Annotated in this window: 14 protein-coding genes; 8 read left to right on the forward strand and 6 right to left on the reverse strand. The window is 74.9% G+C overall.

Annotated elements, in window-relative coordinates; all coding sequences use genetic code 11:
• Positions 1-11 precede the first annotated feature (11 nt).
• Positions 12-1,121, forward strand: a complete 1,110-nt coding sequence (locus LRS74_RS21670) for an LLM class flavin-dependent oxidoreductase (RefSeq protein WP_277742555.1) — start codon at positions 12-14, stop codon at positions 1,119-1,121.
• Here the strand turns inward: LRS74_RS21670 and LRS74_RS21675 are convergent.
• From LRS74_RS21675 to LRS74_RS21685, 3 genes are all read right to left on the reverse strand, one after another.
• Positions 1,108-1,830 (reverse strand): hypothetical protein, encoded by a 723-nt coding sequence (locus LRS74_RS21675; RefSeq protein ID WP_277742556.1) that lies wholly within the window; start codon positions 1,828-1,830, stop codon positions 1,108-1,110. The two genes, LRS74_RS21670 and LRS74_RS21675, sit on opposite strands and share 14 nt — an antisense overlap.
• Before the next feature lie 160 nt (positions 1,831-1,990).
• Entirely contained in the window at positions 1,991-2,527 is a 537-nt protein-coding gene (locus LRS74_RS21680; RefSeq protein WP_277742558.1) for a hypothetical protein, read from the reverse strand.
• Between the two features lie 112 nt (positions 2,528-2,639).
• On the reverse strand, positions 2,640-4,757 hold the full coding sequence (locus LRS74_RS21685) for an EAL domain-containing protein (protein ID WP_277744868.1): 2,118 nt from the start codon (positions 4,755-4,757) through the stop codon (positions 2,640-2,642).
• A gap of 613 nt (positions 4,758-5,370) precedes the next feature.
• Between LRS74_RS21685 and LRS74_RS21690 the strand changes: the two genes are divergently transcribed.
• The 3 genes from LRS74_RS21690 to LRS74_RS21700 all read left to right on the forward strand — a co-directional run bounded on the left by LRS74_RS21690 (position 5,371) and on the right by LRS74_RS21700 (position 10,177).
• Complete coding sequence (locus LRS74_RS21690) at positions 5,371-6,549, forward strand: M6 family metalloprotease domain-containing protein (protein WP_277742559.1); 1,179 nt, start codon at positions 5,371-5,373, stop codon at positions 6,547-6,549.
• 1,126 nt (positions 6,550-7,675) lie between these two features.
• A complete protein-coding gene (locus tag LRS74_RS21695) occupies positions 7,676-9,385 on the forward strand; it encodes an AMP-binding protein (protein ID WP_277742560.1) in 1,710 nt (569 codons plus the stop codon).
• Positions 9,386-9,571: 186 nt separating this feature from the next.
• On the forward strand, positions 9,572-10,177 hold the full coding sequence (locus LRS74_RS21700) for a response regulator transcription factor (protein WP_277742561.1): 606 nt from the start codon (positions 9,572-9,574) through the stop codon (positions 10,175-10,177).
• Positions 10,178-10,376: 199 nt separating this feature from the next.
• On the opposite strand, the gene LRS74_RS21705 is transcribed toward LRS74_RS21700, so the two are convergent.
• The 3 genes from LRS74_RS21705 to LRS74_RS21715 form a co-directional block, all read right to left on the reverse strand.
• Positions 10,377-11,654 (reverse strand): histidine kinase, encoded by a 1,278-nt coding sequence (locus LRS74_RS21705; RefSeq protein ID WP_277742562.1) that lies wholly within the window; start codon positions 11,652-11,654, stop codon positions 10,377-10,379.
• Between the two features lie 141 nt (positions 11,655-11,795).
• Positions 11,796-14,354 (reverse strand): TOMM precursor leader peptide-binding protein, encoded by a 2,559-nt coding sequence (locus LRS74_RS21710; RefSeq protein WP_277742563.1) that lies wholly within the window; start codon positions 14,352-14,354, stop codon positions 11,796-11,798.
• The gene (locus tag LRS74_RS21715; protein ID WP_277742564.1) at positions 14,354-14,539 is read right to left on the reverse strand and encodes a hypothetical protein; all 186 of its coding nucleotides are present in this window, start codon (positions 14,537-14,539) and stop codon (positions 14,354-14,356) included. The genes LRS74_RS21710 and LRS74_RS21715 overlap by 1 nt, the downstream gene beginning before the upstream one ends.
• A 291-nt stretch (positions 14,540-14,830) precedes the next feature.
• Between LRS74_RS21715 and LRS74_RS21720 the strand changes: the two genes are divergently transcribed.
• The 4 genes from LRS74_RS21720 (at position 14,831) to LRS74_RS21735 (ending at position 19,697) form a co-directional block, all read left to right on the forward strand.
• Positions 14,831-15,655, forward strand: a complete 825-nt coding sequence (locus LRS74_RS21720) for an AfsR/SARP family transcriptional regulator (protein WP_277742565.1) — start codon at positions 14,831-14,833, stop codon at positions 15,653-15,655.
• 680 nt (positions 15,656-16,335) lie between these two features.
• A complete protein-coding gene (locus LRS74_RS21725) occupies positions 16,336-17,541 on the forward strand; it encodes a beta-ketoacyl synthase N-terminal-like domain-containing protein (protein WP_277742566.1) in 1,206 nt (401 codons plus the stop codon).
• A 92-nt stretch (positions 17,542-17,633) separates the two neighbouring features.
• Positions 17,634-18,863, forward strand: a complete 1,230-nt coding sequence (locus LRS74_RS21730) for an SRPBCC family protein (protein WP_277742567.1) — start codon at positions 17,634-17,636, stop codon at positions 18,861-18,863.
• Positions 18,864-19,079: 216 nt separating this feature from the next.
• Entirely contained in the window at positions 19,080-19,697 is a 618-nt protein-coding gene (locus tag LRS74_RS21735) for an antibiotic biosynthesis monooxygenase (protein ID WP_277742568.1), read from the forward strand.
• Position 19,698: the final 1 nt, after the last annotated feature.

A 19,698-nucleotide genomic window follows, 5' to 3' on the forward strand; every position in this document is an offset into this window, starting at 1 on the left:
GGCGGGCCATCGTGGCCGAGGAGCAGCAGGACGAGGCGATTCGAGGCCGGGCCCGTGGCACCGCGCCGGTGCCGTTGTCGGTGCTTGATCTGGCGACCGTCGGGAGCGGGCTGACCGCAGCGCAGGCGCTCAGGACGACGGTGAGCCTGGCGCGGCTGGCGGAGCGGCGGGGATTCCACCGGTTCTGGGTCGCCGAGCACCACTCGATGCCGGGGGTGGCCAGCTCCTCGCCGGCGGTGATCCTCGCCCACCTGGCCGCGCACACCGAGCGGATCCGGCTCGGCTCCGGCGGGGTGATGCTGCCCAACCACGCGCCGCTGGTGATCGCCGAGCAGTTCGGCACGCTGGAGGCGCTGGCGCCGGGCCGGGTGGACCTGGGGCTGGGGCGGGCGCCGGGGACCGACGGCGCCACCGCGGCGGCGCTGCGTCGGGCCGACCGGCTCAGCGAGGGCGCCGACGAGTTTCCGCAGCAGCTCGCGGAGTTGGTGCGGTTCCTGGACGACGACTTCCCCGACGGGCACCGCTACGCCCGTGTGCACGCCATCCCCGGGCCGGTGCAGGGCACCGTCCCCGGCGGCGTGCAGTCCGCCGACCGGCCGTCGGTGTGGCTGCTGGGCTCCAGCGGGTTCAGCGCCCGGCTCGCCGGGATGCTGGGACTGCCGTTCTCCTTCGCGCACCACTTCTCCTCGGCCAACACCATCCCCGCGCTCGACCTGTACCGGGAGAGCTTCCGGCCCTCCGCCGTGCTGGACCGGCCGTACGCCTCCATCGGCGTCTCGGCCTTCGCCGCCGAGGAGGAGCGGGAGGCCCGGCGGCAGGTGATGACGGGCGCGCTGTCCATGCTCAGGCTGCGCACCGGGCGGCCCGGCCTGGTGCCCACCCCCGAGGAGGCGGAGGCGTACGTCTTCAGCGACATCGAGCGGGACTTCGTGCACAGCTGGCTGGCGAACGTCGAGTTCGGGACCCCGGACGCGGTCCGCGAGCAGCTCAACGACCTGATCAAGCGGACCGGTGTCGACGAGATCAAGATCACGGCGGTGGGGCACGGCCGGGAGGCCCGGCTGCGCTCGTACGAACTGATCGCGGACGCCTACGAGTTGCCGGTGGTCACGGGTTCTTGAGGTAGCCCACGTGGAACCGCACCGTTCCGGCGTACGCCGAGCCCTCGGGGAGGAACTGCCCTTGCAGCAGCGTCCAACGGCCCTCGCTGGTGTGGACGCACAGGCTCTGGTCGGGCTTCATCATGTTCATGTATAAGGAGCCCTGCTGGAGCCGAGCCCGCGTCGAGCACTTCGGCACGTTCGCGTCGTCGATGACTCCCAGCTTGACCCCTGAGGACGGCGCGAGCCAGCCCGTGGAGTAGTAGAGGTCGTGGGCCGGGCCCGGTACGTTCGAGATCGCTTCGCCGTCGACGTCCAGGTAGTGCGCGTTCGGCACGTCGATGTCGTAGACGCCGGTCATGTGCTCGTCGAGGGCGAGGAACGGATCCGTGGAGTCCGGCGAGGGCGGGTCGAGCACAGTGGGCGGGTCGGACGGGCCCTCGCTCGCGCTCTCGCTCTCGCTCGGGGACGGCGAGGAGGGGGTGGGCGATGCCGAGGCCGGCTCGGCGCTGCTGGCGGAGGGGCTCGGAGGCGTCGAGGTCGGGGGCGGGGGTGACGCCGTCGACGGGGCGGTCGAGGACGGTGGCGGGTGCGTCGCCGAGTCGTCGTCATCCGAGCCGATCATGTCGGGCACCACGATGGCGGCCACGCCCATGATCACCGTCGCCAGGACGCCCGCCCACGCCTGAAAGGTCCGTGAGCGCAGCAGGCCGTAGCCGTCGTCCCCCATGTTCGGCGCCCCCCGGCCGTCGTGAACCCTGGAATCTCGCTGGAGTGGCTCCCCATCGTGGCAGCCCTCGCCCGGCGATCGTTCGAAGTTGCACTACCGTTACGGAGCGGCTCACGTGAGCGCCCCCGGCCCCCTCCCGGACCGGCGAGACACCGGGTACTCAGGGAGTCCGGGGCGCCGGGAGTCGCCATTGGCCGGAGTGGCCGGGCGGGAGCGCCAGGTCACTCCGGACCGCCGCGTAGTACCTCTCGCGCGCGGTGCGCTGGCGCTGGAGCAAGGCCGACCATGTTTCCGGGCTACGGGTCTGGTCGCGTAGGAACCCTTCCATGTCCATCACCGCGACGACCCATTCGCGGGCCCTCTCCACCACGTCCGGGCTGCCGAGCATCAACAGGGCCTCCCCGGCCGGGTCCCGGGCCTCAGCGGCCTCGGCCAGCTGCGGCGCCGCCTCCTCGGGAGACAAGGGGTGCGGATGAGGGTCGTTGCCGAGGTGGGCCGCGACCCGGTACGTCAGGGTCACGCTCTTCTTCAGCGACCTGGCGTAGTCGGCGTAGGCCGTCAGCCGCCGCTCCTCCCAACGGGCGGCCTGCTCGCGACGGAAGCGGGCCTGATCGCCGCGCGTTATCGCCACGTACGATCCGAGGGCGCCGATCACCACGCCCAACAGGGCGGGGAGCTGTTGTATGAACGCGGACATGGCCACACGGTATAGGGCGATGTCAGAGCCGATTTGACCCTGTTTCGGGTTGCCCTCCGCACACACGTCAGGGTGCCCGGAGGCGGACCGAGCCCTGAAAAGAAGGGCGCGCTCAAGCCCCGCCGACCGCCGCCGCGTACCCCGCGCATCCGCCGATCATCGCCGTGATCAGCTCCGGCGAGACCGGTCGCGAGTAGAACCATCCCTGTCCGGTGTCACAGCCGATGCGCGCCAGCCGCTCCGCCTGTTCGGCGCTCTCCACGCACTCCACGGTGACGGTCTGGCCCAGCCGGTGGGCCAGGTCCACCAGGGCCTTGACGATCGTCTCGTCGGCCGGGTTCGGCTGGGCTCCGGCGCGGAAACCCTGGACGAAGGAGCCGTCCAGCTTCAGGGTGTTGACGGGGAGACGGCTGAGGTAGGCAAGGTTGGAGTAGCCGGTCCCGAAGTCGTCGATGGCGATCGCCACGCCCATGTCGCTCAGCTGCTGAAGCGCCTCCAGCGGGCGTCCGGCCGAGCCCATCACGGCCGACTCCGTCAGCTCCAACTGGAGGAGGTGGGGCGGGAGCCCGGTGCGACCGAGGATCGTGGCGACGTCCGCCACCAGATCCGAGTCCCACACCTGGCGCACCGCCACGTTCACGCTCATCACCAGTGGGTTGTGGGGGTGGGTGAGCTGCCAACTGCGGCCTTGGCGGCAGGCGGTCTCCAGGATCCAGCGGCCCAGGGGAACGATCGCGCCGTTCTCCTCCGCCAGTGCGATGAACCGATTCGGCGAGAGCCGGCCGAACCGCGGGTGCTGCCAGCGGACCAGCGCCTCCACCCCCCGCAGCACCCCGTCCACCAGCCCCACCAGCGGCTGGTACTCCAGCACGAACTCCTCGCGCTCCACCGCCCCACGCAGCGCGCTGGACAGCGCCTGGCGGGTCATGCGGTGGGCGTTGCGCTCGGGGTCGAAGAGGGTCCAGCGGGCCTTGCCGTCGGCCTTGGCCCAGTACAGCGTGGTGTCGGCCGCCTGCATCAGCCAGGTGGCGTGGGTCTCGGCGGCCGCCCGCTCCACGACGCCGATGCTGGCCGAGACCGACAGCCGGTGCCCGCCGAGGTCGAACGGCTGCTGGAGCGCGGCGAGGACGCACCGCGCCAGGTCGCACAGTTGCTCGGTGCCCTGCGAGTCCTCCACCAGCAGCGCGAACTCGTCCCCGCCCAGCCGCGCGACCAGATGGCCGCCGGGCCGCGCGCAGTCGGTCAGCCGTTGCGCCACCGCGCTGAGCAGCCGGTCGCCGACCCGGTGGCCGAGGGTGTCGTTGATCGCCTTGAAGCCGTCCAGGTCCAGGTAGCACAGGCCCACCCGGCCGGTGCGCCGGCCGGCGTCGGCGTGGTGGTCCGTGCCGGCGGACGGGGGGCCGGTGGGGGCGCCCGCTTCCCCGGGCCGGGCTCCGCCGCCCGGGGGCGCACCGCCGGGCGCCACCCCGCCCGGCGTTCCGCTGCCGGGGCTGCCGGGGGGACCAGTGTTGCCAGGGGGGCCAGGGGGGCCAGGGGGTCCAGGGTTGCCAGGAGGGCAAGGGCTGCCGGGGAGACCAGGGAGGCCAGGGCTGTCAGGGAGGCCGCCCCCGGGACGCCGGCCGCTCGGCAGCCCGGCAGCGCCCGGAGGCGCGTCGCTCGGATGTCCACCGCCCGGCGGCCGGCCGTCGGGATGTCCGGCGCCCGCAGTCCGGCCGTCGGGATGTGCGGCGCCCGCAGTCCGGCCGTCGGGATGCCCGGCGCCCGGAGCCCGGCCGTCGGGGTGTCCGCCGCCCGGAGCCCGGCCGTTCGGGAGCGCGCTCGCCGCGGCCTCCTCCAGGGCCACCGCCAGCCGCTCGAAGAAGAGTGCCCGGTTGGGCAGTCGGGTCACCGGGTCGTGCAGCCGCACATGGTTCAGTCGCGCCTGGAGGTCCCGCCGGTCGCTGATGTCGACGAGCGAGAGCAGCACGCTGCGGCCGTCCGGCGTCGACTCCACCGTGACCTCGGCCCACAGCACCTGTCCGTCGGTGCGTTTCAGTCGTCGGGTGCGGCAGAGCCGGTCCCGACAGCCGCGCAGCACCTCGCGGAACTCGGCCCAGGTGAGCGGGTCCTCCCGTAGGTCGGCCAGGTCGGCGGCGTCGCGCGCCGCCAGCTGCGCCGGGTCGGCGCCCAACAGCGCGCCGAAGGCCGGGTTGGCCTCCAGCACCGTCCCGTCCGGGTGGACGACGGCCATCGCGAGGCAGGCGGCGTGGAAGGCCGCCCGGTAGTCGCCGGGGGTCGGGCCGGCGGCGGCGCTCGGGCCGGGGTCGGTGGCGCTGGCCCGAACATGACGTTGTGTGATCGTCTGAGGCGTGGTGCGGGGCGCGGGGCCCTGGCCTTCAGGGGATCCGCTCACCGGTCGCTCCCGCGTGGTGTCCGTCTCGTACAGGTCGTCTGCATATCTCACACCGAGCGTCGGGCGGGCCGTGAACCGCCGCCCGAATAGGGAATCCCCGCTGGAAAAGTCGCGATCATAGAAGCTATTACTCCGGCCGTTCCAGGAGTGCAACCAAGGCCCAAAGCGTCTTCATCATCTCTATGGCCGTTTCTGCTCGACTCTGCACGGACTCGCTTGCATCAATGACCGACTGTGACCGTCAGTTACGTACCCGGATGCCGACCCTTTCACTCGACTGGGTCAGTGGAACAGGGCGCATCGCCGCATTCCGCCCGAGGGTGGTTGGGGTGCCCCGATGGGTTCCGATGCTGTCCGGGAGGTCTTTGTGGCCCGTCCGCGCGTGTCCGAAGGGGTGGGCCGACCGTCGCGGCTGCGCCGCGCCGGGGCCATGTGCACCTCACTCTCCGCGATGATCGCCACGACAGTGGTGGGAGTTCCCGCGGTGGCCGCCGGAGCGGGCGGCCCGTGCGCCCTCCCGCGCAGCACGGCGCACCACTCCGAGGGCCTGGACAGCTGGCATGCGGGCTATCCCCGCCCCACCCGCACGCTCGACGCGCTGATGCTCTTCCTCCGCTTCCCGGACGCCGTGCCGTACACCACCCCCCGGCAACTCGTCGACGACCACTTCCCGGCCACCACGGAGTTCTTCCGGCGCGCCTCCTACGGGCGCTTCTCCCTCCGGGTCCACCCGGTCACCCGGTGGCTGGAGATGCCCAGGGACTCCACCACGTACGCGATACGGCGCGACTGGGCGCCGGACCGCCGCACCGCCTATCTGCGCGACGCCATCGCCACCGCCGACCGGAGCGTGGACTTCGGGCGCTACGACCTGGTCTACCTCGTCGCCGACCCGGACGCCCCGGGCATAGACGCCGATGCCACCAAGGTCGTCAACTTCGACCGCCCGCTCCGCGCGGACGGCGCCGCGCTGCGCCGGCTCGTCACGATCTTCGAGCACCACCCACCCGACCGGAACGTGCTCGCCCATGAGACCGGACACGTCTTCGACCTGCCCGACCTCTACCACCGGCCGACCGGCGGCGGTGGGGACTGGGACACCCGGGTCGGCGACTGGGACCTGATGGGCAGCCAGTTCGGGCTGGCCCCGGAGCCCTTCGGCTGGCACAAGTGGAAGCTGGGCTGGCTCGCCGCCTCCCAGGTGCGCTGCGTCCGCGAGCCGGGCGCGACCACGCACGCCCTCCTGCCCGTCAGCGCCCCCGACCCGCACGACATCCCCGCGCCCGAGGGCCGCCCCCGGCTGGTCGTCGTCCGCACCGGCACCGCCCGGGCCCTGGTCATCGAGGCCCGCGCCCGCTATGGCAACGACGCCGAACTGTGCACGGAGGGCGTCCTCGTCTACCGCGTGCGCAGCGATGTCGCCTCCGGCGACGGCCCGGTCGAGGTCCTCGACGGCCACCCCCACAGCGAGGCGTGCCCGGACGAGTCGGTCTACCCGAGGCTCGCGGACGCCCCCCTGGGCGTCGGCGAACGCCTCGACATCCGCCAGGACGGCGTCCGCGTGGAGGTCCGCGGACGCACGACCCACGACGCCTGGCTCATCCGCGTCACGCGCGCGGAGCGCCCGTAACACGGCGTCGGACTGACTGTCGGGCCGTCTGTCGGTCTGCCTGTCGGACTGCCCGGCGGCCCGTCTGTCGGCCCGTCTGTCGGCCCGCCCGTCGGTCTGCCTGTCGGACCGCCCGCCGGCCGGCCCGTCGGACTGCTTGCCGGACAGCTCGTCGGAGACCCACCGGCCGTGGGCCGGGGCCCGTCGGCCGCGCATCGGGCTATAGGCCGCACTACGGCCGCCCGGTGGCCGCGTTCCGGCCGTGCTTCGGCCGCCCAAAGGCCGGGGTATGGGCTGCGCTCCGGCCGCCCATCGGCCGCGCCTCGCCGGCCGCTCTCGGGCGCCTTCGTCCGTGCTCCGGCCACCCTTCGGCCGCCGATCGGCTGTGCACCGGTCGCCCACCGGTCCGCATCGGCTGTGTACCGGCCGCCCTTCGGCCGCCGAGCGGGCGCACATCGGGCGTGCACCGACCACCCGTGCACCGGCCGCGCACGGGGCCTGCGCCGGCCGCGTTCCGGGCGTGCACCGGCCGCGTTCCAGGCGCGCACCGGCCACCCTGCCCATGGCGCTCTCCGGCCGCCTGGGGCGGGGAGCCTCTCTGGCGACTCTGCCCGGCGCTCTCCGGCGGCGCTCTCCAGCCGCCTGGCGGGCCCCTCTCCGGCCGACGCCCGGCCAGCCCTCGGCCAGCCCCCGGCCAGCCCGCGTCACTCGCCAGCGTCGCCTCCCGTCGCGCTCGCCGGCGTCGCCTCCCGGGTGCTCGCCGGGGCGTCGCCACCCGGCGTGCCGATACCGGCTGCGGGTCCGCGGGGGCCGCCCCGCGCGGGCTGCCACCCCGGCTGGGTTGTCGATGCGTGAAATCGTCGCCCGGGGGGGCCACCCCGCGCGGGGCGGCCCCCCCCCGGGCGACGAGGTGCCCGATGGCAGAGCGCCCGGTCGCCCGCCGCGTGCGCCCCCGTGGGCGTGGCACGCCCGTTGTGACCCCGGTGACCCCGACGCTCCCCGTTCGATGTCTGTACGGGCCACAGGACGCCCTGAGCGGTGGTCGAGTCGGGTTCGAGGGGGGCCGTCGACACTGGCGCCGGGGGCTTGCCGGGTGCACGTGCCGGATCGACGGCCTCCGCATCCAGCCGCGAGGGAGTTTGCCCCTATGGCCCCAACCGCGCACCTGGTCGACGAACTGCTGACACGCGCCGCTCACTGCGGCGGAGATACGGCCGTGATACACCCCGCGTCGGACGGCGCGATACGGCAGGTGTCGTACGACGAACTCGACCGGCGCGCCCGCGCGGTCGCCTCCTGGCTCCATGCCCACGACGCCGCCGGGCGCCGTGTCCTGATCGCCATGGACACCGGCCCGCACCAGGCGGCGGCACTGCTCGGCTGCCTGTACGCGGCGGCCGTGGCGGTGCCCGTGCCCGCGCCGGGCGACGCCTCCGGGACCACCGCCGCGCGGACCGCCGCCATAGCCCGGGACGCCGCCGTGCACCTGGTGCTCACCGAGGTCGCCCACGCCACGGAGGCGTCCCGTCTGCTCTCCCTCGTGGGCGCCCCGAGCCTGACCTGCCTGGCCGTGGACGGGCTGGGCCGGCACGACGAACACCCGTCCCGCGCGGCCGAGGATCCGCATGGAGCCCCGGCCGCACGGGACGGCTGGCTGCCCGCCCGCACCGACCCCGACACCCTCGCCCTGCTCAGCTACGACTCGGGGCCCGCCACCGCCCCGCGCGGGGCGCGACTGACCCACGGCGCCCTGCGGGTCGCCGTCTCCGCGCTCCGGGCCGCCCTGCGCACCGACCGCACCTCTCGGGTCGGCTGCTGGCAGGTCCGCCCGCACACCCTCGGGCTGATCGCGCAGGTGCTGCACCCCCTGTGGCTGGGCGCGACCGCCGTGCTGCCGCCCACGCTCCCGCCGCCCGCCGGGGGACGGGACGGCGACTGGCTGCGCGACCTGAGCCGCTACGGCGTCACCGAGACCGCCGCCCCCGACTCGCGCTATGCGCGCTGCGCCCTCGCCTCGGCGGTGGCCTGGGCCGGCGTCGACCTGTCGCGGCTGCGCACGGCGGTCAACGTCGGTGAGCCGGTCTCCGCCGCCACCCTGGCCGGCTTCGCCCGCCGCGGCGCCGCCGCGGGGCTCCGCGCCGACACGCTGACCCCCGGGTACGCCCCGGGCGAGGCGGCGCCCTGGCTGGCCGTGGAGGGCCGCGGCCCGGTGCCCGGCGCCGAACCGCGCGTGGTCGACCCGCGCGCCCTCCGCACCCTGCCCGACGGCGTCACCGGAGAGATCTGGGTCCGCGGCCCCGCCGTCGCGGACGGCTACTGGGGCAGCCCCCCGGACGCCGGGCGGGTCTTCCGCGCCCGCACCGCGGAGGGCGTCGACGGCTTTCTGCGCACCGGGGACCTCGGGTGGTCGGGGGAGGGCGGCACGCTGCGCCCCACCGGGCGGCTCGACGACCTCCTGATCGCCGACGGCGTTCCGCTGCACCCCCAGGACGTGGAACGGGAACTGCTGGGCTGCGGGCGCCCCCTGGGCACCGCGCGGGTGTTCTGCGCCGGGCCCGGCACCGGGCGGCTGGTGGTGGTCCAGGAGGTCCGTACGGTCCGCGGCGCCCACGCCGGACTGCCCCACCTCGCGGCGGCGATCCGGGACCGCGTGGCGCGGGAGTTCGGCGCGGAGCCGGGCACGGTGCTGCTCGTACGGGCCGGCACGCTGCGCCGGGCCGGCGGCGGCAAGGTCGGGCGCTCCGCGCTGCGCGCGCAGTACCTCCGCGGCGACGTGCGGACCCTGCACGTAGACGTCATCCCCGAGGCGAGCGGCTCCCCGGGGGAGCGCGGCTTACGCCACGGCGGGGCCGCCTGAGCCGGAGCTCGCGGGACGGGAACGGACGGCGCTGAAACACCCGATCGAAGGGTGGAATCGGCGAACGAACGGTAGAGCGGCCGGGTGCCCTTGGGAATAATCGCGGATGTGCGGCGACCGGGGTCCGGGGCACCGTAGGAGGTCGGTGGCGGCACGGGGTCGGGCGACGAAAGCGGCGGGGGAGACGTGGTCAGGGTTCTCATAGCCGAAGACATGCATTTGTTGCGCAAGGCGCTCGTCGCGCTGCTCGATCTCGAACCCGATATCGAAATCGTGGCCGAATTATCGAGTGGTTCCGATATCGTGCCGCGCGCCCAGGAACTCCGGCCGGACGTGGCGGTGCTCGATATCGACCTGCCTGGCATGGACGGGCTGACCGCCGCCGCGGAACTGCACACGCTCGTTCCCGAGTGCCGCACCATGATGCTGACCAGCCTGGGCCGGCCGGGGAACCTGCGCCGGGCGCTGGCCGCCCACGTCTCCGGCTTCCTGCTCAAGGACAGCAGCCCGGACACGCTCTGCTCCGCCATCCGCGCGGTCGCCAAGGGCGAGCGGGTGATGGACCCACAGCTCGTGCTCGCCGCGCTGGACGACGAGCCGCAGCCGCTGACCCCGCGCGAGCGGGAGGTGCTCCAACTGGCCTCCCAGGGCGAGGGGGCGCAGCAGATCGCCGCGCGGCTCTACCTGTCGGCGGGAACGGTACGCAACTATCTGACCTCCGTGGTCACCAAGTTGAACGCCCGCAACCGGGTGGACGCCATCCGGATCGCCCGCGAGGCCGGCTGGCTGTAACGAACGGTCGCCCCGCGCGAGCGGGCTCCCGGCCCGCCGTGGCGCGGGCCGGCGGCTCCCCCGTGCCGCACACCGCGCGGCACGGGGTTTCCGGGACCCCGCCACGCGCGGTACCGGGATTCCGGACCCCGGCCCCGCGCGGCACCCGGTTTCCGGAACCCCGCCCGCGCGGCACCCGGTTCCCAGGCTCCCCGCCGCCTTACGCCGGCACCGGCGGGGGCCCGTACTCGTCCTCCGTGCCGTGGTCGTCGCCGCCCCGCGCGGTGGAGCCGTCGGCCGAGTCCAACTCGGCCGTCAGCTCGAACCAGCCGTCGGGGCGCACCCCCGCCCGCAGTCGTCCGCCGAGCTTGGCCATCCGCACGCTCAGGTTGCCCAGCCCGCTGCCGCCGTGGGCGTTGTCGGCGCGCAGGATGGTGGAGGGCTTGCCCACCCCGTCGTTGGCGAGGGTCAGTCGGACCAGCGCGCCCTCGCGGGCGGCCTCGATGGCGCAGTTCTCCGCCTTGCTGTGGCGCAGCACGTTGGTCAGCCCCTCGCGCAACACGCTGGCCAGCACGGTGTCCACCAGGTCGGGCAGGTCCCCGCAGTCGACGTGGGTGGTGGTGTCGATGCCGACCGCGGCGAGCATCGACTGGGCGGTGCCGACCTCGGCGGAGAGTGACATCCGTCGGTAGCCGCGGGCCACCGCCCGCACATCGGCCAGCGCCTGCCGCGAGGTCTGGAGGATCTCGGTCAGCTCCTGCTGGGCCCGGGCGTTCTGCTCCGGCACCAGCCGGTGCACCAGCTCGCACTTGAGGGTGATGGTCGAGAGGCTGTAGCCGAGCAGGTCGTGCAGGTCGCGGGCGAACCGCAGCCGCTCCTGCGCGACGGCCATCCGGGCCAGCTCCGCGCGGGACCGGTAGACCTCGGAGACCAGCCCGGAGAGCCGGGAGAGACCGAAGACGACCAGTCCGGTCAGCCCGGTGGAGACGGTGGTGTAGGCGACCTCGCCCCAGCCGAACCCCACGTAGAACAGCAGCACGTCGGTGGTCGCCAGGATCGTGCCGAAGGCCAGCCAGCTCAGCGGGGCGCGCAGCACCAGCAGCGTGGAGCCGGCCAGGAAGCCCGGCATGCCCAACCAGGACTGCTTGAAGATCGCGAACGGGAGGAAGGTCAGCAGGGCCTGGACCCCCAGCGTCCAGTGCCGGGCCCGGCTCAGCCGGGGGGCCAGGCTGGGGAAGGAGTGCGCCAGCTGGAGGCCCAGCAGCATCAGCAGCGGGGGTAGTTGCGCGAGCATCAGCAGCGCGGCGTCCAGCCCCTCGGCCAGGGGGTGCGCGTCGTCCACGTAGGTGATCGCGACGCTGAAGTAGCCGAGCAGGACGACCACGGTGATCGCCACGGCCATGCGTGGCGCCAGGTCGTCCCGGTAGCGCTCCGGCTGGTGGCGGTGGCGCTCCGGGCCGTGACCGGCATCGCCGTAGGGCGAGGTGGTCCCCTGCACTCATCCTCCGGAAGTTCGGGCCGGATTGGGTGGCTTGCCCGAGAGTATCCGATCTTTATATGGGGTGGAGAGGGGGCGAACGCACCGATGGAGATCACAGGATGAGCCAGCGGGGGGATCAAGGGAAGAGCCCATACGGCATCAGAGGAACAGCGGGACGGGATTGAGATCGTCATACGGGGTGGGAGCCGTCAACCGGCCCAGCGCGACGGGCACCTCGAACAGTCGCCCGGGCGCGAACCGCGCCCAGTGCGGGCGCAGTCCGGGCACGAACACCTTTGCCACCGGCAGCCCCACGTCCGGCCGCGTCTGGTCCAGGACGAGCAGTTCGAGACCGCGGGCCCGGAGCAGCTCGACCAGCGCGGCGACGGCTTCGGCGGGGTCCGGGCTGGAACGTACGCAGGTCGCGAGCGAGAGCGGCGCGGCTGCTGGATCGGGGCTCAGATAGGTCTGGTTGGCGAGGGTGGCGGTGCTGAACCAGCGCAGCGCCTCCGGGTCCAGGTCCTCGTATCCGCCACCGTCCAGGCGCGCCCCGGCCACCGGCGGGAGCATCTGGTTGAGCTCCGTCAGCGCCCGGCGCAGCGCGGTGTGCCGGTCGAAGTCGGCACCGAAGCCGAGCACGATGTCCTCGGCCGGCTTGTCGACGCGCCGGGAGAGCGCGGCGACCACCGGGATGCCCAGGTCCGCGGTGAGGTCCAACGCCCACACCTCGCGCCGCATGGCGGCGTGGACCCGGCGCAGCTGGGCGATCCACGGGTCGCTCCACGGGGCGTCGTCGGCGTCCAGGGCGAGGCCCGGCTGGCGGGTCCGGTTGTACCACCACAGCGCCACCGCGTCCCGCTCCACCAGCTCCAGGAAGCCGCGCAGCGCCGCGTCGGCCAGACTGCCGCCCGCCGCCGCGCCGTTGGAGTTGGCCAGGCAGTAGCGGCGGCCCGGGGCCTGCGGGGCGTCGTAGTACAGCAGCGCGGTGGGCATGAGCCGGTGGACGCCGGCGGAGAGCGACCACACCGGGGTCCAGTCCACCTCGGCGTTCTCGTCGAAGGGGTCGCACACCCAGTGCCGCGCGGCGTGCGCCGCGTTCCACCGGTCCCGCTCGGCGAACTGCCGCTCCGCGTACAGCTGCACGGCGTCCGGATGCACCGCGGCGCCCGCCCCCAGGTCGCGCCAGCGGGCCCGCTGGCGGGGCTCGCCGTCGGTGAAGTGCCCGCTGTGGTGCTCCAGGGCCTCCAGCAGCGCCCCGGCCCTGGCCTGGTCGGCGGTGGCGCCCTTGCCGTGCGCGGCGGCGCGCAGCCCGGCGCGCACCGAGTCCAGGCCGCCCGGCGCGGAGGGCGCGGGGCGGTACGGGGCGTGGAAGCAGTTGAGGAACGCGGGCCCGCGCGGGTCCCGCTGGATGCGGGTGACCAGTCCGGTGACCGGGCTGACCAGGTGGCCGTAGGCGGCCAGCAGCCGGGACGGGGACATCGCCACGGCCGAGGAGGCCGCCGCCGCCGCGTCCCCGCGCGGGGTGAGTCGCACCGGCGCCCACACCCGGTCCGCGATCAGCTTCGGGTCGCCGCAGGTCGGGCACTGCGGGAGGCGGCGCACCGGGTGCCGTTCGGTGGTCGCGGTGAGGCAGTCCAGGGTGCACAGCGCGTCCTGGCCGGGGTGCCGGTGCCCGGCCAGCCACCCCGCCGCCTCCAGCGCGGCGAGTTGGAGCGCGGCGCCCCGACTCGCGGGCAGCGCGGCGGGCGGACGGGGCAGCGGCGCGTCGCGCTCCAGCCGGCGCAGCAGATGCGCCTCCGCGCGGCGACCCCGCCACAGCCGGTCGGCCATACAGCTCCAGCACGGCCCGTCCGGTGCGCCCAGCACCGGCCCGAACCACGCCTGGACGCCCACCGGTTTCACCGGGAGCCAGCGCCGACCGGCCGTCCGGTGCTCGGCGTCCACCCGGCTCAGGCCCGGGTCCAGGTAGTCGTCGCACACCACCACCGTCAGCCCCGCCTCCGCGGGCTCCGCGACACCGCGCAGCCCCGCCGCCCCTAACGCCCGCCTCGCCTCCTCGGGGTCGGTGCAGCCGAGCACCACGAGCGCCACGGCGGGTGCGGCCTCCGCGCGGCGGTCGGCGCGTGCGCCCTGGCTGCCGGGCCCCAGGGGCGGCGTGGGCCGTGTGACCTGGGTGTCGAGGCCCGGGCGCGACACGGACCGAGTGCGGGGGCCGGGGACGGGGAGGTCCGCGGCGGGCCCGGGGCGGCCGGGGGCGGGGCGGGCCGCCCCGGCGCGGAGTCCGGGGCGGCCCTGTCGGGCCTCCGGGCGGGCCGTGGAGGGCCCGTGTCCCCCCGTACCGGCCTCACCGCGCCCCAGGGCCCGCCCGGCGCCTCCGGAGTCCGCCGCGAGCCTCACGGGGCCGCCCTCGGCGCCGGCGAGCGACCAGTAGGCGTCCTCCGGACCCGGGGGCCGGTCGCTCTCGTAGACCAGGCCGGCGGCGCGCAGCCGGGCGACGATACGGGCGGTCTGGGCGGCGGGGACCGCGTCCGGCCCGCGGGCCGGGTCGGACGCGTCCGTGGAGAGCGCGGCGAGGTCGCGGGTGCCGTCGAGCAGGGGGGCGAGCGCCGCCACCTGCCGTCCGTGCAGCGCGGTCACCCCGCGCTCCGACACCAGGTAGACGGCCTCGCCCGGCACCGGCTCGACCCTCAGGTGCGGCGTGAAGCGCAGAACGCCCATCAGGTGGTGCTGAAGGTGCAGATGCAGATGCCGGGCGGCGGCACCGGCCAGGGGTCCTCGGTGAGGTTCTCGATGAGGAATCCGTCGGCGGACGAGGATCCGTCCGCGGCCGGTGTCTCGCCCGCGAGGGCCGTACTGAGCGTGTCTTCCGGCCCGAACGGCCGTAGCGCGGTGGGGGTGTTCATGGCTGTCGCTCCTCGTCGTGGGCGGTGGGGTCATATCGCGAAGGACATGCCAAGGAGTCTGCGGTGACGAATACACCGTGGACCAGTGCCCCCGTCATGACCAGGGCGTGAAATTGTCACGGCGCGCGCCTCCCAGGATTCATGACGGGAACGGGATTCCGGCACTGGCAGGGACGCCCCCCGCGCGCGAGGCTCGTATGTGCCTCGATGGCGGCACCTCGGCCAGGAGGGCATGCGACGGATGTGTGACGGGTGACGTGTGGCATGTGAACGTGACGGAGGTACGGAACCATGGACATCAAGCTCTTGGGGCCACTCAGCGTGGAGGCGTGCGGTCAGTCGATCGTGCCGAGCGCGGGCAAGCCGCGGCAGATCCTGGCGCTGCTCTCCGTCTACGCCAACCAGATGATGCCGGTTCCCACCTTGATGGAGGAGATCTGGGGCACGGGGCTGCCGCGGAGTGCTCTGACCACCCTGCAGACGTACATCCTCCAGCTCCGTCGGAGACTGGCCGCCGCCTACGGTCCCGAGGAACCGGACGCCTCCAAGGCGGTGCTCGCCACCCGCTACGGCGGCTATCTCCTGGAGGCCGAGCCGGGTTCGGTGGATGTCCACGAGTACGACCGGTTGGTCGCCGCCGGGCATGACGCCCTGGACGCCGGCGACGACGAGGAGGCGTCGCTGCTCTTCCGTGAGGCACTGGCGGTCTGGCGCGGCCCCGCCCTGGTGGACGTGCGGGTCGGGCCGATCCTGGAGATCGAGGTGGCCCGGCTGGAGGAGAGCCGGCTGGGCGTCCTGGAGCGCCGCATCGAGGCCGACCTGCGCCTGGGCCGCCATGCCGAACTGCTCACCGAGCTGACCGAGTTGACCGCCCGGCATCCGCTGCACGAGGGACTGCACGCCCAGTGCATGGCCGCGCTCTACCGCGCGGGGCGGCCCTGGCAGGCGCTGGAGGTCTATCAGGGGCTGCGCGGCCGGCTGGTGGAGGACCTCGGCCTGGAGCCGTCCCCGCGGCTCCAGAAGCTGCAACAGGCCGTGCTCGCCTCCGACCCGGCGCTCGACCTGGACCTCGGCGGCAGCTGGCGCCGCCCGGTGCTCGACCTGTTCGCCGCCTGAGGATGCGGCCCGCCGGGTCGTCCGAACCACGATGAAGCCGCCCGGCTCCCCTCCCGCCGGGCCCACCACGGCTCCGCTGCCCGGTCCCCCCGTCCGGGCGAGCGGAGCCGTGGTGCGTGCGCGACACGCGAGGGCCGAGGTCGACGGTCCGGGCCGCCCATCGGGGTCGCGGCCGGGGCCGCCGGCCGGGTCGCGTGTCGGACTCCGCGCGTGCTGCCGGCCCGTTCCGCGAGTGCTGCCGACCGGGTGCCGGACCGTCCACCGGGGTGCGCCGGGGGGAGAGGTTCGCCCCGGACCGTCCACGGGGCGCCGGCCGGGTCGTCTGCCGCGGCGTGTGTCGGGTCGGGCCACCCGCCCGGTACGTCCGCTCGGTGGGGCCGCGCCGGACCGCGCTCGATCGCGTAGGACCGTACCGGACAGCAACGGGAGCGCGAGCGGACCGCTCCGGGCTCGGATCCGATCACGGTCCACCCGGCTGGTGCGGTTGCCTCCGTGTGAACGCGATAAGTCCGCCCCGGACGCGGTAAGTTTCGCCGGGTACCGGCTCGACTCCGTCCCCGCCGCCGTCGACCGACGCCGGCCCATGAGCGCCGGACCGCCCGGACGACACGGAGTCGAAGGCCCGTCGAGGACGGGACGCCAGCTCGGCGGGGGAGTGCCACGCCGAAGGGGAAGCCCAGTTGACCGGAACGACCGTCACCGCGCGTACCGCCACCGACGTCGGCACCGGCGGCGCCGCGGCCGTCTTCACCGGCATCGGCGTCGCCGCCCCCAACGGCCTGGGCACCGCGTCCTGGTGGCGGGCGACGCTCAACGGAGAGAGCGGCATCCGCCCCGCCTCGCGGTTCTACGCCAACGGCTACCCGGCCCGCCTCGCCGGGGAGGTGCCCGGCTTCCCCGCACGCCCGCCGCGCTGGTCGCCTCGGCAGGAGCCCGAACGCGCCGTCGGCCTCGCCTCCGTCGCCGCCCGTGAGGCCCTCGACGACGCGGGCGTCGATCCGGTGGACCTCGGCGGTCCGTACGGCGCGTGGGCGGCGTCCAGGGGCGCCGCCGGCGGCCTGGTGCTCGGACAGCGCGAGCCGGGAGCCGTCGGAGCGGGCGCCGGCGCGCGGAACGGTCCGGGTGACCTCGTCGGCGCGCTGGCGACGGGACGGGTGGGCGGACTCGACCTGACCGCGCGGGCGCGCCGCACGATCCGCGCGGGCAGACGTGTGGTGCTCACCGGGGGCATGGACGGGGCCGGTTGCCCCTGGGGCTGGACGGCGCAGCTCGCGGGCGGTCGACTCAGCCCGGCCGTCGACCCGACCCGGGCCTTTCTGCCCTTCGACAGCGACGCCAGGGGCTATGTGGCCGGCGAGGGCGGGGCCATCCTGGTCCTGGAGGCGGCCGAGACCGCGCGGGAGCGCGGCGCCCGCCTCTACGGCGAACTCGCGGGCTATGCCGCCGTCTTCGACCCCCGTCCCGGCGTCCGCGGCAGCCCCGGGCTGCGCCGCGCCGCCGAACTCGCCCTGGAGGAGGCGGGAGTGGCGGTCCGCCGGGTCGACGTCGTCTTCGCCGACGCGGCCGGGGTGCTCGCGCTGGACCTCTCGGAGGCCGAGGCCATCAGCGGCCTCTTCGGGCGCTACCGCGTCCCGGTGACCGCGCCCAAGACCATGACCGGGCGGCTGTACGCGGGCGGCGCCTCCCTCGACCTGGCCGCAGCCCTGCTGGCGATCCGCGACGACGTCATCCCGCCGACCGTGCACACCACCCGCCCGGCGCCCGGCGTCGCCCTGGACCTCGTCACCACCCGGCCCCGTCCGCACCCGGTGCGCACCGTCCTCATCCTCGCCCGCGGCTGCGTCGGCTACGCCGCGGCGGCCGTCGTCACGGCCCCGCGCCGCTGACGTACCGCCGTGCCCTCGACCGGCCGTCGATCAGGGTTCAAGACCCTTCCGTCACCGTGGACGGTGCGGCGACGCGGGAGGAGCGGGCTGGCATGGCGAGCGAGCAGCGGCGGACGACCGGAACGCAGCAGACGGTCCACGGCATCACCGTACGGGCGCCGGCGACGACCGTGTACGGCATCATCGCCGACAGCGCCGCCTGGCCCCAGCGCTTCGCCACACACGTGCACGTCGAGCCCCTGGAGCGGGGGGCGGGCCGCGAGCTGATCCGGATATGGGCGACGGCGGGCGGCGAGGTGACGTGCTGGACCTCGCGTCGCGAGCCGGACCCGCGCGGGCTGCGCGTCGCCTTCCAGCAGGAGGTCACACAGCCGCCGGTGGCCGCCATGGAGGGCGTGTGGCGGGTGGTTCCCGGTGTCGGCGGCACCTGCCGCCTGGAGCTCCGGCACGCGTTCCGCGCGGTCGGCGACGACCCCCGGCAGGCGCAGTGGCTCATCGACGCCGTCGACGACACCAGCGAGCGGATGCTGGCGTCCGTGAAGATGTTCGCCGAACGCGACGGCGCCCTGAGCGAGGTGGAGTTCAGCTTCGCCGACACCGTGCGGGTGAACGGCGACGCGGCCGCCGTGTACGACTTCCTGCGCCAGGCCGACCTGTGGGAACGGCGGCTGCCGCACGTCTCCCGGCTCGACCTCAGGGAGGACTCGCCCGGCGTGCAGCTGGTGACCATGGACGCGCGGATGGCCGACGGCTCGGTGCACACCACCGAGTCGGTGCGGATCTGCTTCGCCCCGGACCGCATCGTCTTCAAGCAGACGGCCGCGCCCGCCCTGTTGGCCGCCCACACCGGCAGCTGGGCGATCGGCCCGGCCGGCGGCGGGACGCCGAGTGGGGGGCCGTACGCGGGCACCTCCGCGGAGGCCGGCCCGGCGGCGCACGGAGCGGCCGCCGCGGACCCGGCGGGTGTCGTGGACCCGGCGGGTGTCGTGGACGTCACCTGCCGGCATACCGTGATGGTCAACGCGGAGGCGGTGGAGCGGGTGCTCGGACCGGGGGCGACGCCGGCCGACGCCCGCGCCTATGTGCGGGGTGCGCTGAGCGCCGCCTGCACCGACACGCTCCGGCACGCGCGGGCGTACGCGGAGGGGCGCCGGGTGGCCGAGTCCCGTCGCGCCGTCGAAGGGCTTCCGGGCCCTGGACGGCCGCGGGTCCCGGAGCAGGTGCGGGCCCCCGAGCTCACACGGGCGCCCGAGCTCACCCGGGCCCCCGAGCTCGCACGGGCACCCGAGGCGCGTCCGGCCCACCGGCGCCGGCGCGGCTGACCGCCCGGGACGAGTGCCCCGCGCCGCAAGGCCACCCTCCTGCGGGCACGGCCGGGCCCCGTCCCTCGGCGCGGTGGGCGCCGTGCCCCGGCCCGCGCCCGCACCCCTCTCCGCCGTATCGCTTCTTCGCACCGCCCGCCCGCACCGCCCGCCCGTACCGCCGGCCCGCAGGACAGGCGTCTCGGCCTGCTGCAGGAAGAGAAAGGTCGCACCTCCATGCCCTACGCCATGCGGCACACTGGCCTCTTCACCGTCGTGAACACCTTCACACTTCGGGACCCCGCGCGGGCCCCCGAGTTCGAGCGCAGCTTTCTGGGCCACGCGGCCTGGATGCGGGCGCAGGACGGTTTCGACTCGCACCAGGCTGTGCTGCTGGCCGAGCGCCCGGGCGTGTACGTGAACATCGAGCGCTGGCGGAATCCGGAGAGCTTCCAGCGGGTGCGCGGCAGCTCGGTCTTCCAGGCGCACGGGCGGGAGTTCCACGCGTTGGGCGAGGTCGCCGTCGACCCGTCCCGCAATGTGCTGCGGGCGGGCGACGGCGATGTGTCCGAGGGCGCGCCGCTGGTGGTCGTGGAGTGGCTGACGGCGGAGGGGATGAACCTGGAGGAGTTCGACCGCGCCTACCGCGCGTACGCGGCCGCCCTCTGCCACGAGTCCGGCTTTCTCCACGCGGACCTCAGCCGCTCGCTCACCAAGCCCGGTGCGTACACCTTCGTCACCTGGTGGCGGGATGCCGACGTGTGGCGGGCGACCCGCCGGGCCGCGCCGGCCACCGGCGCCGCCGAGTGCGCCGTCCACCTCACCGCGCGACAGGCGGCCGGGCACGCCCGCTGAC

Origin of the sequence: Streptomyces sp. LX-29, from assembly GCF_029541745.1 — a bacterium.
Classification (GTDB): domain Bacteria; phylum Actinomycetota; class Actinomycetes; order Streptomycetales; family Streptomycetaceae; genus Streptomyces.